At 40.9% G+C, this 18,662-nt stretch carries 15 protein-coding genes; 6 read left to right on the forward strand and 9 right to left on the reverse strand.

The annotated features are described in order from the left end of the window. Nucleotides 1-5: 5 nt before the first annotated feature. Genes BR73_RS0121560 through BR73_RS0121570 form a run of 3 tightly spaced genes read left to right on the forward strand, consistent with a single transcriptional unit; the run spans nt 6 to nt 2,802 of the window. Entirely contained in the window at nt 6-764 is a 759-nt protein-coding gene (locus BR73_RS0121560; protein ID WP_033167953.1) for a metal ABC transporter ATP-binding protein, read from the forward strand. Nucleotides 765-776: 12 nt separating this feature from the next. Continuing rightward, nucleotides 777-1,700, forward strand: a complete 924-nt coding sequence (locus tag BR73_RS0121565; RefSeq protein WP_033167954.1) for an iron chelate uptake ABC transporter family permease subunit — start codon at nt 777-779, stop codon at nt 1,698-1,700. Next, nucleotides 1,684-2,802: a metal ABC transporter permease gene (locus tag BR73_RS0121570; protein ID WP_033167955.1), complete on the forward strand. Its 1,119-nt coding sequence runs from the start codon at nt 1,684-1,686 to the stop codon at nt 2,800-2,802. Before BR73_RS0121565 ends, BR73_RS0121570 begins: the two co-directional genes overlap by 17 nt. Nucleotides 2,803-3,095: 293 nt before the next feature. On the opposite strand, the gene BR73_RS0121575 is transcribed toward BR73_RS0121570, so the two are convergent. Then, on the reverse strand, nt 3,096-6,338 hold the full coding sequence (locus BR73_RS0121575) for an ABC transporter permease (RefSeq protein ID WP_242860742.1): 3,243 nt from the start codon (nt 6,336-6,338) through the stop codon (nt 3,096-3,098). A 5-nt stretch (nt 6,339-6,343) separates the two neighbouring features. Next, nucleotides 6,344-7,045, reverse strand: a complete 702-nt coding sequence (locus BR73_RS0121580; RefSeq protein WP_033167956.1) for an ABC transporter ATP-binding protein — start codon at nt 7,043-7,045, stop codon at nt 6,344-6,346. Between the two features lie 170 nt (nt 7,046-7,215). Between BR73_RS0121580 and BR73_RS0121585 the strand changes: the two genes are divergently transcribed. Then, complete coding sequence (locus BR73_RS0121585; protein WP_033167957.1) at nt 7,216-7,788, forward strand: TetR-like C-terminal domain-containing protein; 573 nt, start codon at nt 7,216-7,218, stop codon at nt 7,786-7,788. 121 nt (nt 7,789-7,909) lie between these two features. On the opposite strand, the gene BR73_RS0121590 is transcribed toward BR73_RS0121585, so the two are convergent. Continuing rightward, nucleotides 7,910-9,280 carry a DEAD/DEAH box helicase gene (locus tag BR73_RS0121590; RefSeq protein WP_033167958.1) on the reverse strand — a complete coding sequence of 457 codons (1,371 nt, stop codon included), beginning with the start codon at nt 9,278-9,280 and terminating at the stop codon, nt 7,910-7,912. Nucleotides 9,281-9,626: 346 nt separating this feature from the next. On the opposite strand from BR73_RS0121590, the gene rsmH reads away from it, so the two are divergent. Further along, nucleotides 9,627-10,676, forward strand: a complete 1,050-nt coding sequence (gene rsmH / locus BR73_RS0121595; RefSeq protein WP_033167959.1) for a 16S rRNA (cytosine(1402)-N(4))-methyltransferase RsmH — start codon at nt 9,627-9,629, stop codon at nt 10,674-10,676. A gap of 118 nt (nt 10,677-10,794) precedes the next feature. Here rsmH and BR73_RS0121600 read toward each other — a convergent pair whose 3' ends face one another. From BR73_RS0121600 to BR73_RS0121620, 5 genes are all read right to left on the reverse strand, one after another. Beyond that, nucleotides 10,795-12,237, reverse strand: coding sequence for a DEAD/DEAH box helicase (locus BR73_RS0121600; RefSeq protein ID WP_033167960.1), 1,443 nt, complete (start codon nt 12,235-12,237; stop codon nt 10,795-10,797). A gap of 67 nt (nt 12,238-12,304) precedes the next feature. Further along, nucleotides 12,305-12,535, reverse strand: a complete 231-nt coding sequence (locus BR73_RS0121605; protein WP_033167961.1) for a hypothetical protein — start codon at nt 12,533-12,535, stop codon at nt 12,305-12,307. Between the two features lie 331 nt (nt 12,536-12,866). Next, complete coding sequence (locus BR73_RS0121610; protein WP_033167962.1) at nt 12,867-13,229, reverse strand: VOC family protein; 363 nt, start codon at nt 13,227-13,229, stop codon at nt 12,867-12,869. A gap of 22 nt (nt 13,230-13,251) precedes the next feature. After that, entirely contained in the window at nt 13,252-14,397 is a 1,146-nt protein-coding gene (locus tag BR73_RS0121615; protein WP_033167963.1) for an MFS transporter, read from the reverse strand. A gap of 22 nt (nt 14,398-14,419) precedes the next feature. Then, complete coding sequence (locus BR73_RS0121620; protein WP_033167964.1) at nt 14,420-14,863, reverse strand: MarR family winged helix-turn-helix transcriptional regulator; 444 nt, start codon at nt 14,861-14,863, stop codon at nt 14,420-14,422. Nucleotides 14,864-15,067: 204 nt separating this feature from the next. Here BR73_RS0121620 and BR73_RS0121625 point away from each other — a divergent pair, with 204 nt between their 5' ends. Then, on the forward strand, nt 15,068-16,042 hold the full coding sequence (locus tag BR73_RS0121625) for a glycoside hydrolase family 43 protein (protein ID WP_033167965.1): 975 nt from the start codon (nt 15,068-15,070) through the stop codon (nt 16,040-16,042). A 168-nt stretch (nt 16,043-16,210) separates the two neighbouring features. On the opposite strand, the gene BR73_RS0121630 is transcribed toward BR73_RS0121625, so the two are convergent. Then, nucleotides 16,211-18,523 (reverse strand): glycoside hydrolase family 31 protein, encoded by a 2,313-nt coding sequence (locus tag BR73_RS0121630; RefSeq protein WP_051685612.1) that lies wholly within the window; start codon nt 18,521-18,523, stop codon nt 16,211-16,213. Nucleotides 18,524-18,662: the final 139 nt, after the last annotated feature.

Genomic DNA, 18,662 nt, shown 5'->3' on the forward strand with positions numbered 1-18,662 from the left:
CAACTATGGAATTTAACAAATCTGATATTGCAGTTCATATAGAAGACTTAACCGTTGCTTATGATGCTAAACCAGTTTTATGGGACATCGACTTAAATATCCCACAGGGCAAATTAATGGCAGTTATCGGCCCTAACGGCGCGGGAAAGACCACTCTGCTTAAGGCTATGCTGGGACTTTTGATTCCGGTATCCGGATCCGTTCGATTTTTTGAAGAAACAGAAAACAGTCTTCGCAAGCTTAAGAATAAGGTTGCTTATGTACCTCAGAGCGGCAGTGTGGACTGGGACTTTCCGGCAACAGTATTAGATATTGTACTGATGGGCTGCTATGGCAGACTGGGGTTTTTTAAACGCCCGGGTAAGAAGGATAAAGAAAATGCCTTGCAGTGCCTGCAAAAAGTAGGTATGGAGGAGTATGCCGCAAGGCAGATCAGCCAGCTATCCGGCGGACAGCAGCAAAGAGTCTTCTTAGCCAGAGCCTTAATGCAGACCGCAGACATTTACTTTATGGATGAACCCTTTAAAGGTGTGGATGTCCAGACAGAGAAAGCTATCGTGGTACTGCTAAAGGAACTGAAAGCTTCCGGCAAGACTGTAGTCGTGGTACATCATGACCTGCAGACTGTGCCAGAGTATTTTGACTGGGTTACCCTGATTAATATCAAGGTGATAGCCAGCGGACCTGTTGAGGAGGTCTTCCACGAACAGAACCTGAAAAAAGCTTACCGCAGTTCCGGCAACCTGTTAAAAAGTGCAGTTTAGGGAGGTATCGTTATGGAAAATCTAATCTATCTGCTGAAAGACTATACTTTTCAGACAGTTGCCCTTGGTTCTGCAATTCTGGGTCTGATCAGCGGAGTTTTAGGAAGCTTTGCTGTACTTAGAAAACAAAGTCTCTTAGGTGACGGTGTATCCCATGCGGCACTTCCCGGCGTCGTGCTGGCCTTTATACTGACCGGTTCCAAAGACACGGAAGTCCTTCTCTTAGGTGCTCTGATATTCGGACTCCTGGCAACCTTATTTATGCTAAGTATCGTAAAACATACGAGAATTAAATTTGACAGTGCCCTTGCGCTGGTTATGTCTGTATTCTTTGGTCTTGGTCTTGTACTGTTAACCTATGTACAAAAGATACCCAATTCCAACCAGGCCGGACTTAAGAGGTTTATCTTCGGGCAGGCCTCCACTTTATTGAAAAGGGATGTTTACTTCATGGTAATCTGCGGGATAATCCTGCTTGCTGTTATCCTTTTATTCTGGAAGGAATTTAAATTATTTATCTTTGACAGCGAATATGCCAGAAGCCTTGGCTTTCCCGCTCAGAAATTAAATCTTCTGCTTTCCTTTTTGATTGTTATGGCAATAATTATCGGCCTTCAGACCGTAGGTGTTATCCTTATGAGTGCCATGCTGATTGCGCCGGCTGTAGCAGCAAGACAATGGACCAATAAATTCTGGGTTATGGTAGCACTGTCAGCACTCTTTGGCGCAATATCCGGTATCTCGGGTACGGTAGGAAGTTCTCTTACCTCTAAACTTCCAACAGGCCCTGCAATTGTTGTCATCGTAAGTACCATTGTCATATTCAGTGTTCTCTTTGCGCCGGGAAGGGGAATCCTCCAGAAGTTATTACACCGGAGGAAGTTAAAGCAGTTTCTAATAAACAGAGGAGGTGATTCTGATGTCCCCGCAATTTGAAATCCAACTAATCGCAGTAATTGTTGCCATAGCCTGCTCCCTGCCGGGAGTCTTCCTGGTACTCAGGAAAATGTCTATGATGTCTGATTCCATTACCCACACCATCCTGCTTGGAATCGTCCTGGCTTTCTTCCTGACTCACGACTTATCTTCTCCCCTGTTAATTGCTGGTGCAGCTTTAGTAGGACTTGCAACAGTATGGTTTACAGAGACCTTGAATCGAACGAAGCTTCTGTCAGAAGATGCAGCCATTGGTATCGTATTTCCTTTTCTCTTCTCTATTGCAATTATACTGATTACCAGATATGCAGGCTCCGTCCATCTGGATACAGATTCTGTGCTTTTAGGAGAACTTGCTTTCGCTCCCTTTAACCGAATGACGATATTCGGCTATGATATCGGTGCTAAGGCGATATACAGTACTCTTACATTATTAATTATAAACCTGATTTTCATAATTACTTTCTTTAAAGAGCTGAAGGTGGTAACCTTCGACCCTATGCTGGCTGCCGTACTTGGAATTTCACCAACTCTTATACATTATGGTCTTATGATGGTGGTATCCATGACCACTGTGGGAGCCTTTGAAGCCGTTGGTTCTGTACTGGTAGTTGCCTTTATGATTGGGCCTCCGGTAACGGCCTATCTCCTGACAGATAATTTAAAGCATATGCTTCTTTTAAGCGGAGGAATAGGTGCTCTGAACGGAATTCTGGGCTTCAACCTTGCGGTACTCTTTGATGTATCCATATCAGGCAGCATGGCGGTTATGACAGGTATTGTATTCCTGACTGTATTTATAACAGCACCGAAAAGAGGGCTTATAAGTTCCCTTAGAAGACGCAGCAGACAGCGATTAGATTTCAGCAAAAAGACCCTTCTGTTTCATTTATACAATCATGAAGGCAGCAAAGATGAATCTCAGGAAGCCGGTATCTTTACATTATCCGTTCATTTTCACTGGGATGAGGCTTTAACGGATAGAATTGTTAAACTGTTAATGAAGGAAGGTAATATTATTGTTGAGAAGGATGTTATTAAACTGACGGCTCAAGGCAGGTCGGTTAGTCAATCCGAATATGAAGCACTTTTCTCAGATTAGGTTTTAAAGCACTTACTCGCTGATCTTATAATTAATATCTCTGATATTTTAATTTACCTTAAAAGCTTTTGATATAAAATGGCTGTATACTTTCCTCCGCATAGCAGGTCAGTATACAGCCATTAATGATTACTTTTTATAAAATAATAATAGTTTATGCATTCTTATAGCTTTGTTACTATAATACTGTACCTTAAATATGAGGCTTATTTAAAGTACAGCATTTCTTGTTTCAGATAATTTTTTCAGATTATACCATTTCCTATATGCATATTATTAATACAGAAGATAGCTTATTCCACAGATTTCAGTGATTCCAGCATCTCAATCGTCTTAAGCTTAAAATAAGTTACCATCTGCATTATCAGTGAAAATACCATGGTAATCAGCCAGGATAAGCCATAACTGATCCAACTGATTTCTCTTGATAATATCATTTGGTCTCTCTCTACGATTCCAACAATAAAATCATGAAGATAGATTCCCATTACCAGGCCAACACAGGCACTGATAATTGTGAGCATTATGGCCTCTCGATAGATATAACCATTGGCCTCCTGATCCGTAAAACCAAGTACCTTAAGGGTCGCTATTTCTCGTAATCTCTCACTGATATTAATAGAGGTCAGGTTGTAAAGAACAATGATTGCCAGCAGCGATGCTACCACCACTATCAGCAGAATGATACTGTCCAGGCTGTCATTGCTTTCGATGGCTTTCTCCAATACATCACCGGTATAAATCACATTCATTACAAAGCCGCTGTCTATGAGATGCTCAGATAAAGTATCTTTATCCCCTGTAAAATCAGACACAATGGTATTATAGGTTGGTGCTTCACCAAAAATCTTATCATACAGTTCATTGCTCATATAGATATAATGAGAGGTATAGTTTTCTGTTACTGCACTGACAGTCAGGGAAAATACGTTATTATCAGTATCTTTCACTGATAAGGTATCTCCTTTGCCAAGCTTCAGTACCTCTGCTAATTTCTGAGTTATTACAACTCCGCTGTCGCTAAGAGTAATTTCAGCTCCGCTTTTTGTATCTCTTAGGTTAAAGTATTCAGAAAATCCTTCCTGATTCTCCGGTACAATAACATAAGAATCCAGAACCTTTCCTTTCGCCTTACGTTTGGAGCCGTCTGCATTATCAACTCTTCCTTTACTGCTTTGGAATGCTGTCTGTCTTATCAGCAGGGGATTATTTACCTGTTCTTTGGACAGCAGTTCTTGCAGTTCTCCAGAAATACTCTTCGTATCATCCTTCAGGAGCATCATGTTGCCATAGCGCAGTATTTCACCGTATTGCCTTTGCGCCACTCCCTGCATGCTATCCCTTAAGCCAAAACCGACAAGTAACAAAGCTGTACATCCAGCTACACCCACAATAGTCATTAAGGCTCGTTTCTTGTATCTGAATATATTACGCATGGTAACTTTCCAGGTAAAAGAAAGACGTTTCCAGATTGGAGTGATTCGCTCTAACAGAATTGTTTTTCCTTTGGCCAGAGGAACCGGACGCAGCAGGGCTGCCGGCTTCTGTTTTAATTCTTTATTACAGGAAACAACCGTAACCAGGGTCATCAGCACTATTGCCACTCCTAATATCTGAATAAATGACACCAGATCATATTTTAATATAAGCGAGGGCAGTATATACTGATAATTGGAATAAATTAGAGGCGGAATAATACTGCAGCCTGCATAAAATCCCACTATTGAACCCAGACCCGTAGCTGAGAGGATATAGAACAGGTAGGTAGAAATAATCTTGCCATCACTGTATCCAAGTGAGGTCAATGTCCCCAGTTCACTGCGTTCTTCTGCTATCATACGTGTCATGGAGTTAGAGGTCATAAGCATTCCAAGCAATATAAAGAAGAAAGGGAATACTGCGGCAACTGAGTTGACCACATCAATATCAGTTTTTAAGCTAGTGTAACCTACTGCGGCATCTCTGTCCTGTATATACCATTTGGGCCTTTCCAGTTTGGAAAGTTCTTCTCTGGCATCTTTGATCTTGCCCTCAGCATCTGCCATTTCTGTATTGAACTTGTCAAGATTTTCATTATATTCCGCATAGCCATCAGCCAGCTTCTTCTCGTTATCTTCTATTTCTGCTTTTCCTTTGGCAATTTCTTTCTCAGCTTTTTGAATCTCTGCCTGAAAGGTTTCAATACCCTTATTCAGCTCCTTCTCTTTTGCAGCTAAAGTATCAATAGAGCCTCTTAAAGCTAACATACCATTATAGCCTTCCGTATATTGCCGGATGGATGCATTAAGCTGTTCTGCTTCGGGACTACCTTCCGGGAGCAGTGCTGCCTGCCCTTTTAGCTGAGTAAGTGCAGTTTCCAGCTCTGCTATTTTGGCATTCAATCCCTTCCGGTTTGTTCCGCTTTGGGTAAGTGCTGCGTCAATCTCCTTCCAGCCGTCAGCTATCTGGACCCTGGCGGCAGCAAATTCACGATTCTGCTTCTCCTTGTTATTCTTTAGCGTCTGCTCGTTTTCTTTAAGCTCGCTCTTTCCGTCTTCCAGTTTTTTTGCGTTATCGTCCAGTTCTGTCTTAGCATCATTAAGCTTTGTTTCTCCTTTCGCTTTTTCTGAGCTCAATTTATCTTCATTTTCTTTAATTTCAGCATCTGCTTCATTATAAATCTCATTATAACGGGCAGTTTCTCTCTCTGCCTTTATACTCACCAGCTGCTCCTGAAGCTTCTCTGCTGCCTCATCATAAGCATCTGAATAGGCAATAGTATCCTTGGCGCCTGCTGCTGTCAGATAGATTTCCGTATAGACATCCATGGTAAAATTACTGCTGTTTATAAATATAAAGGAAGATAGTTTACCGTCTCCATTTGTAGTGCTTCCATATTCCTCTGCCAGATAGAGCACTGATTCAGCGGTTCCTACTACTGTGAACTCTTTGTTCTTAAGCTTGTCACTGACATCATCGGTTATTACAAGCTTATCTCCGATTTTATACGACTTGCTGTCTGTTATACACTCCGTATCCTTCTGAGGCATTCTTCCTTCAACCAGTTTTACCTTATTTACTGATTCCAGACCATGAAGCCTAACAGTCAGACCGCTTGCTGTCTGACCACTTACAGTCTGGACAGCTGTAGTTTGACTACCTGTAGTCTGCCCGTCGGTAGTCTTAACTCCTGTAGTCTGATTGTTTGTAGTCTTACCATTTCCGGCCTGGCTACCTGCGGTCAGACTACTCGTAGTCTGGCTATCCGTAGTCATCTCCTGTGCCAGGACATCCAAAGAGTACGCAGGTATTACAGCCTCTGCATTACTAAGGGCTTTCAGAGCCACCACATCCTCCTCTGTAAGTCCCATGGAACTGACAATTTTAAAATCCATTAGATTATAATCTCTGTAATACTTATCAGCAACGGCTGACATATCCGGTGCACTTGCCTGTATCCCTGCAAAAAAACCGACACCTACCATAACCATAATAAGCAGTGATATATATCTTCCGAAAGATTTCTTTATTTTTACCAGCGAATTTTTATACAGCAAGCCAATCACCACACAATCTCATCCGCTTTTTTCGGATTTTCATTAACTATTACTTCTTTCACAGTGCCGTTTTTGATTTTTATTACCTTATCCGCAACCTCAGCTATTACGGCATTGTGCGTAATCAGGACAGTAGTCATATCCATCTCTTTACAGTTTTTTTGCAGCAGCTCTATTATAAGCTGCCCCGTCACACTGTCTAAGGCTCCTGTAGGCTCATCACACAACAGCAGTTTTGGATTTTTAGCAATAGCTCTGGCTATGGCCACCCTTTGCTGCTCGCCTCCGGATAATTGGGACGGAAAGTTACTCAATCGCTCTCCTAACCCCACTTGATTAAGTACTGTGCCAGGGTCCAAAGAATCCGGGCATATCTGACAGGCAAGCTCAACATTTTCAAGTGCTGTGAGATTTCCCATAAGATTATAGAACTGGAATACGAAACCGATATCCCTGCGTCTGTAATTAACCAGTTCCTTCTTACTGTATTTATGAATTTCCTTACCATCTACCTTAATACTGCCGCCGCTTGGACTGTCCATGCCTCCCAGTAAATTCAATACGGTAGTTTTTCCGGCTCCAGAGGGACCAAGTATAACTACCAGTTCACCTTTTTCTATTGTAAAAGAACAATCAGCGACTGCAGAAATCTTCACATCACCGATTACATATTCTTTTTTGATATTTTCAAATTCTATGAGTGCCATTTATACCTCCATTTTAGTAAACACTGTGTTGACAATCAGACTCGGATACATTATATTGACATTGTGAAACAATTACAATAATCAAAACCTTTATATATGAAAGTTTTTCAACATAAAACCAGGATATGTTTAGAAGTTTATAATAATTTTACTTGTTGGAGGTGCTGCTAATGGAGGCTAAGAAAACAGACAGACGTGTAAAGTATACCAGAATGGTAATTAAGAACAGCCTGATAAAGTTTCTGAAGCAAAAACCCATAACTAAGATTTCTGTGAAAGAAATCTGCGAAAATGCTGATGTTAACCGGGCTACTTTTTATGCACACTATCTGGATCAATATGATTTGCTCCGGAAAATCGAAGAAGAGGTAATCGATAACATTAACCAGTTTTTAAGCGGCTGTAACTTTAAAGAGGATACCCTTGTCACTGTGGAAGCCACAGAAAAGATTCTGGACTATGTCAAAGATAACGCAGAGCTCTTTGACCTTTTGCTGAATACTAACGGGGATATCCGGTTTCAGCAGGAATTTATCAATATTATCGGGAAACAGCATTTCATCCCTATGATCGGAAATGAGTCCATAGACCGGGAAGATGCTGAATATATCTTTCATTTTCTGGCGTGCGGTGCTATCGGTGTTATTCAAATGTGGTTAAAGGAAGGTATGAAAAAGTCCTCCAGAGAAATAGCGGATTTAATACTTAATACTGCTATCAACGGCAAAGCCTCTTATACCTGATAACCGTATAAACAGACAAAATAAGGGCCCTAACAGCTTGTTTCACTTCTCAGCTTCTTCAATGGAAGGTTGTTCTGGAAATATTATTTTCTGCTATTAGGATACCCTTTAAGTTTTTTTATTATTTATCTCGTCTCTTACCCTGTTTAGGAAATTTATTATAGGCTCTTTTCTCTTTCAAAGTGCCATCTGCTGTCATACGATACTTCTTCTTAGGTGCTGTATCTGCCTGTTTTTCTTCTGTTCTTAATGATTTGTTTGAAGTATTGGCTCCCCTGCCGCTTTTTGCTGTAGCTTCCTTTTGTGTGTTTTCTTTTCTTCTGGGCTGTGTTTTCTTTTCAGAAGGAAAATTATTCATTAACGGGTATGGATGCTCCTTTACTTCAATTAAGTGTTTCCTTATCAATTTTTCTATTTGTGCCAGCAGTTCCTTCTCATCAAAATCACAAAAGGATATGGCCGTTCCTGCAAGTCCTGCCCGGCCTGTACGTCCGATGCGGTGCACATAGGTCTCAGGTACTTCCGGCAGGTCAAGATTAATTACATGGGACAGCTCATCAATATCAATTCCTCTGGCTGCAATATCTGTGGCAACCAGTACACGAAGCTGTTTGTTCTTGAAATCACTCAAGGCACGCTGACGTGCTCCCTGGGATTTATCACCATGGATTGCCTGGGCAGCGATTTTTTTCTTAGCCAACTGGCGGACGATATAATCAGCGCCGTGTTTGGTGCGGGTAAATACAAGGACGGAGGATATGGAACTATCCTTTAGTAGATGTACTATCAAATCCTTTTTATTTTTCTTATCCACGTAATAAAGATATTGTTCTATGGTATCAACAGTTGAAGATACCGGAGTAATCTCTACCTTGGCAGGATTTTTCAGCAGGGAACGGGATAGATTGGCGATATCAGAAGGCATGGTAGCGGAAAATAGCAAGGTCTGCTTATTTGCAGGAGTTTTGGCTATGACCTTCTTTACATCATTTATGAAGCCCATATCTAACATACGGTCTGCTTCATCCAGAATAAACATCTTGATATGCTGCAGCGTTATCTGCTGCTGATTCATTAAATCAAGCAGTCTTCCAGGGGTTGCTACCAGGATATCTACTCCCTCCTTCAGGGCTTCCTCCTGGGGTTTTTGTGAGACTCCGCCAAAGATTACACAGGTTTTAAGATCTGTATATTTACCATAGGTGGTAAAGCTTTCATAAATTTGAATAGCCAGCTCTCTGGTAGGGGTTAATACAAGTGCTCTTATTTCTCTTTTCTTTGAACGTGGCTGTTTATCCTGGCAGAGCAATTGCAGTGTCGGTATGGCAAAGGCAGCTGTCTTGCCGGTTCCGGTCTGCGCACAGCCCAGCAGATCACTGCCATTTAGTACAATTGGAATAGCTTTCTCCTGAATTGGTGTCGGTATTTCATAGTTTTCCTTTTCTAAGGCTTTTAATATATCAGGTATTATATTTAATTCTTTAAATTGCATGGTCGCTCCTATTTCAGTTAACATTATTAAACACAGACCACCATTATATCACACAATAGCAATAATAGCATCTAAACAATGTTTTTCTCCATTGTTTTTAAATCAGCGCTGTGGGAGGCAATCTGCACCTGTTTATAATTTGCTTTTATGAAGTACATTTGGTATCATATAATCTATATAATTTTACAAACAGACAGCATAATATACCATATACAAGCAGCAAAGAATGCAGCCTGTTTTCCCGCTAAGGGTTGTGGTCAGTCTGTGTAGTCACCGCGGTACTGCCATCTGTTGCGACAGAATATTTAACTTATATAGAAGAATGGAGAAAAAATTGGAGAACTCAATGGATAATCAAGAGCAAAAACATCAACGACGCATTCGATATAAAGGAACTCACCCTAAGAAATTCAGTGAAAAATACAAAGAATTGAATCCGGAAAACTATGGGGATACCATAGAAAAAGTAATTTCTAAAGGCAATACACCTGCCGGTATGCACCGCTCCATCTGCGTGGAGGAAATTCTGGAAATTCTAAAAATTGCTCCCGGTGAAACAGGGTTGGACGCTACCTTAGGATACGGCGGTCACACCTTGGAAATGCTTAAACGCCTGGAATCCAAAGGGCATCTTTATGCAACAGATGTAGATACAATAGAGCTTCCCCGTACCAGAGCACGCCTGGAGCAGTTAGGTTATGGTCCTGAAATCCTGACCATAAAGCAAATGAACTTTTCCGCTATCGATCAGGTGGTGACTCTCTCCGGTCCCTTAGATTTTGTACTGGCTGATTTAGGTGTCTCTTCCATGCAGATTGACAATCCTGACCGAGGGTTTTCCTTTAAGTCCGAGGGCCCCTTAGACCTGCGTCTCAATCCCAGCAATGGTATTTCTGCCGCTGAACGACTAAAGACCATCACACAAAGCGAACTAGAGGGATTACTTTTTGAGAATTCAGATGAACCGAATGCAGCTGCTATTGCCAAAGCTGTCGTTACTGAAATCAAAAAAGGAAATGATATATCAACGACAAGTAAGCTTACACAGATTATTAAAGATACGCTTAAGTTCCTGCCGGAAAGTACCCGTGAGGAAGAAGTTAAGAAAGCTTGCAGAAGATGTTTTCAGGCACTTCGAATCGATGTCAACAATGAATTTGAAGTATTATATGACTTTTTGGAAAAGCTTCCGGCAGCACTTGCTCCTGGTGGACGGGTAGCCATACTTACCTTTCATTCAGGAGAAGACAGACTGGTTAAAAAATCCTTTAAACAGCTGCTCCGTGCCGGTGTCTACCGTGAAATTGCTCCTGATGCCATACGTCCTTCAGCAGAAGAATGTAATGCCAACAGCCGTGCCCGCTCTGCAAAACTACGCTGGGCTATAAAAGCTTAAGTACCGGTTCAGATTATTGAAATATTCAATGTCCCCTTGATTCATTAAACTACCCCTTCTATTCGATGAAAGGCTATACCCATATTCATCAATAAAAGGGGGCTTTAATAAATATTGGCTATTTTACCTTAAGAACCTTTAATTGCTTACCGCCTATCATGGTATTTTGCATTGCCTCCAAGACCAGCGGACCTTTTCCATTAAGTATTTCTACATAGGTAAGTGTATCCTGAATAGTAATAATCCCGATATCGTCAGCTGTAATGCCATCCAGATTAGAAATAACCCCAACAAAATTCGTTGCTCTGAGTTTCTTTTTCTTACCGCCATAGAATTTAAGCTTCATTATATCCCTATTGAGATTATCACTCTTCATTACCTTGATAACCGGAGCTGCTTTTTGTTTCTTATCAAAAGCAGGTTTCATAAGGGCAACTTCCTCTTTTGCCGGTCTGACCGCCTGGGTAATCTCAAATCCAATGAAATTCTCGATATCTTTTAAATACCTGTCTTCCGCTGTTGTTACAAAGGAAATGGCTTTTCCCATCTGACCTGCTCGTCCGGTTCTTCCGGTGCGGTGAACATAGACTTCTCTTTCAAGTGGCAGGTCATAATTTATGACTAAGGATATATTCTCTACATCAATTCCTCTGGCCGCCAGATCTGTAGCAACCAGATAGCTGAACTCTCCTCTTTTAAAGCGGTTCATGGAAGACAGGCGCTCCTCCTGCTCCATCCCGCCATGAATCTTATGGCAGGGATATCCCATAGCAGTCAGGTGATAACATACCAAATCCACCTGCTCTTTGGTTCTGCAAAATATAATACAGCTGTCCGGATTCTCTATAATCGTAACATCTCTCAGTAATTCAAATTTATCCTCATTGTCCGTATAATAAAGTGAATGCTTTATTTCCTTTGCTGGAGTGTCTGACTTACTGATATCAATATAATCAGGATTTCTTAAGTACTTTGATGTTATATTCAGGATTTCTTCTGGTATTGTTGCAGAAAACATCATTGTTACACGTTCAGTCCTGAGCTCTTTCAGGATACTTTCAACCTGTTCTAAAAATCCCATATCCAGCATTCTGTCAGCTTCGTCGATTACTAAATAACTTATCTTGTTTAAGGGCAGGGTTCCTTTTCTGATATGATCCAGAACACGACCGGGGGTTCCTGCAACAACATGGGACTTCTGCTTTAGTTCTGTCTTCTCTATGGAGAAGGAATGTCTGCCGTAGATTGCCGTAGCTTTGATTCTCTTAAATCTGCCGATGTTGGTAAAGTCCTCTTTCACCTGAACCGCCAGCTCTCTGGTCGGTGTCAGAATAAGAGCCTGGGGTTTATTTTCAAGCCACTGAATCTGCTCACATATGGGTATCGCATATGCTGCCGTTTTCCCGCTGCCTGTTTGTGCTTTTACCAGCAGATCATTATTTTCCAAGGCTTTTGGTATCACCTGCTGCTGAACCTCGGTAGGTATATTATATTCAAGTCCGCTCAATGCCTTTTTTATTTCTTCACTTAACCTAAAATCCTGAAAACTTTTAACTCCCATTAATTAACCTCTTTTATCTTTCGCAGCTTAATTTTTCCTTCTCTGTTAACCACGTCCATACTTCCTACTATTGCCCTGCAAAGGAATTGCCTCCTGCTGCCAAAGCCTCTGCCAGGATTCTTATGGCCTTAGGCCCTACCCCATGTAATCTTAACAGTTCTTTCTCAGAAACCTTTGTAAGTTGTGAAAGCTTTGTATAACCTGCCTCTGTAAGAGCATTTAAAGCAGGCCTTCCGATATTAGGGAAATCACAGTCCGGTGTAAGGTTCTGTGCTGTCTCATATGATTCTTGCTTCATTGTACCTCCTTTTAAATACTGGTGCCTTAGCATAAAGTTAGAATTATTCTCTCACTTTGTAGTATTCCGGTTTTATATGAATTATATTATCCTGTCATTTGAAGGTTATGTCAACATATGTCTACTCAAAAAATGCTGCTGTATTTAAATCCATATGCAAAAAAAGCTGCACAGCCTCCCTCCACACATCTGCACATCTTAAAGATATATTGCTGTGTTTGATACATATTAACATATCTTCAAAAACACCAACAATCAATGCAGACAGTGATACCAGGAAACCCTACAGCTTCTCTCAGCTATTTATTCTTATACAGCCAGAATACCCTTACTATGACATTTCTACTAATTGAACTTCATAACCTTCCGAATCCTTAATAAAGATAAACCTTGTGTGCGGATTGGGCGCAATTGGGCCTCTTAGTATAGGTATGTTCCGACTCTTCAGATATTCCATGGTGTCCTCCAAGGATTCAACTGCTAAACCTATGGATATATCAGAATAAAGCACTTTCTTCTCGTTTGCAGTAGTTTGCAGCAATTCAATTTTAGGTTGATTTTCCTCACCCAACATAGCCATTTCTATCCCATTTCCGCTATGACGACTAATAACCGGCAGACCTAAGACCCCATTATAAAAAGATAAAGCTTCTTCTAAATTTACAACCGGCAGTGTAACCCAACAAAAATTCATATTTGTCTCCCATCTGCGTGCATCAGCACACTTTTCTATTTCCGAGGAAATATATAATTCCAGCAATAACAATAAACAAAGAAAAATACAGGTACATACGGCTGTAACCGGCAGCTGTCGCAATTACACCGCCTGCCACGGAGCCAAATCCTATCCCTCCGTCAAACCCCGTAAAGAAGGTAGCATTAGCTGCCCCCAGTCTTTCCTTCGGTGCCCGCAGGACTGCCAGCGTCTGCAGACAGGAAAGCACAGCTCCGAATCCCAGACCATATAGAGCGGCACTCATCAAAAATACAGGCAGTGTTCCTGCATTTGATAAAAGGAGCATTGCTATGATTAGTAATATTAGGCCGGGATAGATAACAATATTTACTCCCAAACGGTCCGTCAATTTTCCGCAAATAGGTCTGGACAGCAGCAGAACCACAGCATATACGGTGAAAAACATGCCGATGTTCTGAATTCCCCTTTCAGAAGCATAGAGGGATAAAAAACCTGTAATGGAACCATAGGTGGCGCAGGTAAAAAATATAACAACTGAAGGAAAGACAGAAGCCTTCTCATAAGCTGCCGCTTTTACCCTCACCTCACTTTTCTCTGCTTTTATACTGTTTCTTATAAACAGTGATAAAATCAATACTATAATCCCAAGTACAGCTGACAATAAGGCAATCCTGGTAAATCCATATCGGGCAAGTATGGATAAGCCGATACCAGGTGCCAGAGCCATTGCCAGACTGCTGGATAAGCTGAAAAACCCCATTCCTTCACCAAAACGGCTTTTTGGTATAACATCGGAGGCAATCGTACTGCTGGAGGTGCTTGCCATACCCCATCCTATACCATGTATAAATCGAAATACCAGAATTATACCAATCACAGGAAACCAGGTATAAGCTATGGTTACCAGGATAATAATACACAGGCCAATTATAAAAATGCCCTTTCTTCCCATCTTATCAAGAATAATCCCTGCTACCGGACGAATCATCAGGGATGCTACGGTAGAGGCTCCGATGATCCAGCCTAATAAAGCATCCCCTCCTCCTAAGGATTTAACATAAACGGGCAATGTGGGTAAAAGCATTTGAAATCCGCAGAATAAAAGAAGGTTTACTATTGAAATAATAATAAAATCTTTTGTCCATAATGTTTGTTGTTCTTTCACAAAGAATCTCCTCTAATTCCAATCAGTCCGTATTAGAGACTAAGTCCATTTTCTCATCTGTTACATTTTTCAGTATTTTATTTAGAAGTATCAGTATTTGTTCTACTTCTGCCTCTGATAAGTTTTTTGTTGTTATGTTTACCAGTTCATGAAAGGTATTTTGCAAGCTGGGAGCAATCTCCCTTCCCGCCTCTGTTAAATATAATCTATCAATACGTCTGTCTTTTTCATCCTTTTCCTTACGTATATAACCACTTTGTATCAAATATTTTACAGCCTTTGCTGTAGTAGATTTGCCAACAAGCAGGAATTCACTTAATTCCTTCTGGCTAATACCTTCATTTTTAGAGATTACATAAAAAAAATCATGCTGACCGCTTTGTATTGATATATCTTTTAGTTTTGCATTTATAATACTTTGAAGATTTCTATAAATAGCTGCATTTAATTTTCCTATACTCTCCAGCTTTCTTCACTCCTTTCTCATTAGTTTCCTTTGCAACTATCTCATCATACCATTAATTAGTTTCTTATGCAACTATTATTTACAGAAAAAAAAGACTGAAATAGAAAATCGCAATAAGTGATAAACGAACAGCAAGTTTTGGGAAGATATGATATGACTATTTTGATAAAATCATTATAGTAAAATCATAATGGGGGGCAAAAAATGAAGTATATTCCCAAACCTAAACAACCTTTAGTCACACATATTTATACAGCCGATCCGTCCGCTCACGTTTTCGAAGATAAACTCTATATCTATCCCTCTCACGACCTTGAACATAACGAACCGGATAATGATAATGGTGACCAATACAAGATGGAGGATTACCACGTTTTATCCATGGAGAACATAGCTTCTCCCTGCACTGATCATGGCGAAGCACTCCATCTAAAAGATATTCCCTGGGCCAGCCAGCAATTATGGGCTCCTGATGCTGCCTACAAAGACGGTATCTATTATTTATTTCTTCCGGCCAAAGATAAAGATGGCATATTCCGAATAGGGGTTGCAACCAGTACAAGTCCTGACGGTCCTTTCCATGCAGAGACAACCTATATACCCGGAAGCTTTAGTATCGATCCCGCTGTTTTCACTGATGAGGATCAAAAGACTTATTTGTATTTTGGCGGTCTTTGGGGCGGTCAGCTGGAAAAATGGCAGACGGGGGAATTTCTTGCAGATGCCATAGCTCCCTCCGGCAATTCACCAGCCTTAGGACCAATGGTCGCTGAGCTAAGCGATGATCTGCTTTCCTTTAAGAATAAGCCTCAGGAAATTATAATCCTGGATGAACACGGAAACAGGATAACGGCAGAGGATGAAGACAGGCGGTATTTTGAAGGCCCCTGGATGCATAAGTACAACGGAATTTATTACCTGTCCTACTCAACCGGTACCACTCATTACATTGTCTATGCTATCAGTGATAATCCCCAGGGTCCCTTTACCTATCAGGGAAGAATCTTAGAACCTGTTGTTGGTTGGACGACACACCATTCCATTGTTCAGTTCGGCGATAAATGGTATCTGTTCTACCATGACAGTTCCTTATCCGGCGGAGTTAATCATAAGCGCTGTGTCAAATATGCAGAGTTAAAATACAACACGGACGGTACAATTCAAAAGATAATGCCTTAAAAATAACAATTTTTCTGTACAGATACAGCTTTTTGCTGGTGCGGCTAAATAAAAGCTAAACCGGCAACTGGCTGAGCTGTACAAGCCTCAGCCATAGAACCAAAAACAGCTATAAGAAAAGGAGCTTGACTTAGTACCCTTTATCTTTTGCCGGGTAGAGCCATTGCGCTATACTTCAGTGTTATTACTTAATTTAATCTCCACTTTTCTTCCTTCAAAGGGTATCTCTCTTTCTATACCATTAACCTTTAGGATAAACGAGCTGTAAAGTTTCTCATATCCTCTGTATGAAAGCTCTGCCGTAAAAATTCCTTCTTTTGTAATTGAAAATTCATATTGGTTATACACACCTTCAATATAATCAAAACTCTCTCCGTCATCCTGGTAATGGGTATATACGCCATCCCCACAATAGATATCAAGAATCAGTGCTGTAATTTCCTTTTCCCCTACATATTCCTGAGGCGGATAGTTGGGGATGATAGAACCTTCCTTAACGTAGAGGGGGCAAACCTCAAGAGGTGCATCTGCAATGAGATATCCTGCTCCTTCTACTACATTGCCAGTCCAGTAATCTATCCAATTTCCTTCTGGCAGATATACCATACGGTTAAGAGCTCCCTGCATAACCACCGGTGCAACCAGAAGACTTTCACCTACCAGGAACTGGTCGTTGCATTCACGGACTCTTAAATCAGTTTCATAATGAAGTACAAGAGGTCTTAGGACAGGAAGTCCGCTTTGCTCCCCTGCCACAAATAAATCATAGAAATATGGCAGTAGCTTATATCTTAACTCTACATATCTACGGTAAATATCCATGGTCTTCTTGCCAAACTGCCAGGGTTCCTGATAGAAGCTGCCTTTATTGGAATGGTTTCTGAACAGCGGGGAAAAGCATCCCACCTGAACCCACCTGGTTAAGAGTTCGGCTGTAGTATCTGAACCAAAACCTCCAACATCCGTACCCACAAAACTCATACCGCTTAAGCCTAAATTACACAATTGGGGAACTGCCATTTGTAAATGTGCCCAAATGCTGTGGTTATCCCCTGTCCAGGCTGTAGTATATTTCTGGCTTCCGCTATAACAGGCTCTGGTAATGACAAAAGGTCTTCTTTTATCATACTTCTTTAGACCTTCATAGGTTGCCCTGGACATAAGGTGCCCATAAACGTTATGCATTTCACCATGGGTTGCTTTTCTCTTTTCATCGGAAAATACGATATCCTCAGGAATTTCACCTTGAAAGCTGGCAGGTTCGTTCATATCATTCCATACTCCTCGAACTCCGTAATCCAACAGAAACTTCTGGTTATCTGCCCACCACTCTCTCACCTTTTCATTTCCAAAGTCCGGATAAACAGAATCACCGGGCCATACCTGATTCACATAGATTTCACCTTCCGGTGTTTTCACAAAATAATCCTTTTCCACACCTTCGTCGTAAACCTTGTAACCTTCTTCCGCTTTCACTCCGGGATCAATAATCGTAACTATCTTAAATCCATCTTTCCCTAAATCCTGAAGCATTTTCTTAGGCGCATCATAGGAAGTTTTATTCCAGGTAAAGACCTTATATTTTTCCATATAATCAATGTCCAGATGGATGGTATCACAGGGAATGTGATTGTCTCTTAGGTCTTTCGCCAGTTTTCTGACATCGCTTTCCGTTTCATAGCCCCATCTGGACTGATGATACCCAAGGCTCCACAGCTGTGGCCTGTTAACCCTGCCGGTAAGGGCGGTGTAGCCTTTTATTATGTCCTTCATTTCTTCCCCGGTAAAGAAGTAATAGTCAAGGTTTCCCCGGTCAGCTGCAAAATAAAAATATTCACTGCTTTCCTTTCCCATATCCCAGTAAGAACGGTTGGTGTTATCAAAAAATATACCATAGACACTATTAGCCTTTACCGTAATCAGAAAAGGTATGGTTTTGTATAAAGTCTTATAACTGTCTACCTGAGGTGTGGGGTCATCTGTATTCCACATTTCATAATCGTAGCCTCTTTTATTTAAAAACCCGGTCTTGTCTCCAAGCCCGTAGAAATATTCATCACCTTCCAGTTCTTTTATCACCTGAAGCTTATGGTTATTCACTTCATTCTTAAGCTGATGTCCTTCTTTTGCCATCAGTTCAATTAACTCTTCACTAAGTACAAGCCGAAGCTTACGCTCACCGCGGTAGTCCCTGCATAAAATACTTCCGTCTGCTTTATAAAAGTCCACCATAAAATCCTCATAAACTTTGATGGTAACTTTCGCCGTACTTATAACCAGGCAATCCCCTGCCATGGCCGCGCTAAATCCTGTATCCCATAATACTGGCTCCTCAATGGCTTTTGACTTTCCATTATCCTCAAATTTTGAGAACACATGTATTATGAGGTCACTTATAATAGAAATTGTACCCCTGCCATTTTCAAATACGATTTCTACATCTTGCTGTTTTGCTTCAAAATTTACTATTTTTCCAAACATTCTGAACTCCGCTTCTTTTATAGGCATCTTCTCTTGATGTGATACATTAATTAATATTATCTGGGATGTGTCTGAAAACTGCTTGAGTGGGACATTCAGAACCGTGCCATGAGTTTTCAGACAAGCCTTAATATGCCGG

Source organism: Clostridium sp. KNHs205, assembly GCF_000702945.1.
Taxonomy (GTDB): Bacteria; Bacillota; Clostridia; order Lachnospirales; family Lachnospiraceae; genus Anaerocolumna.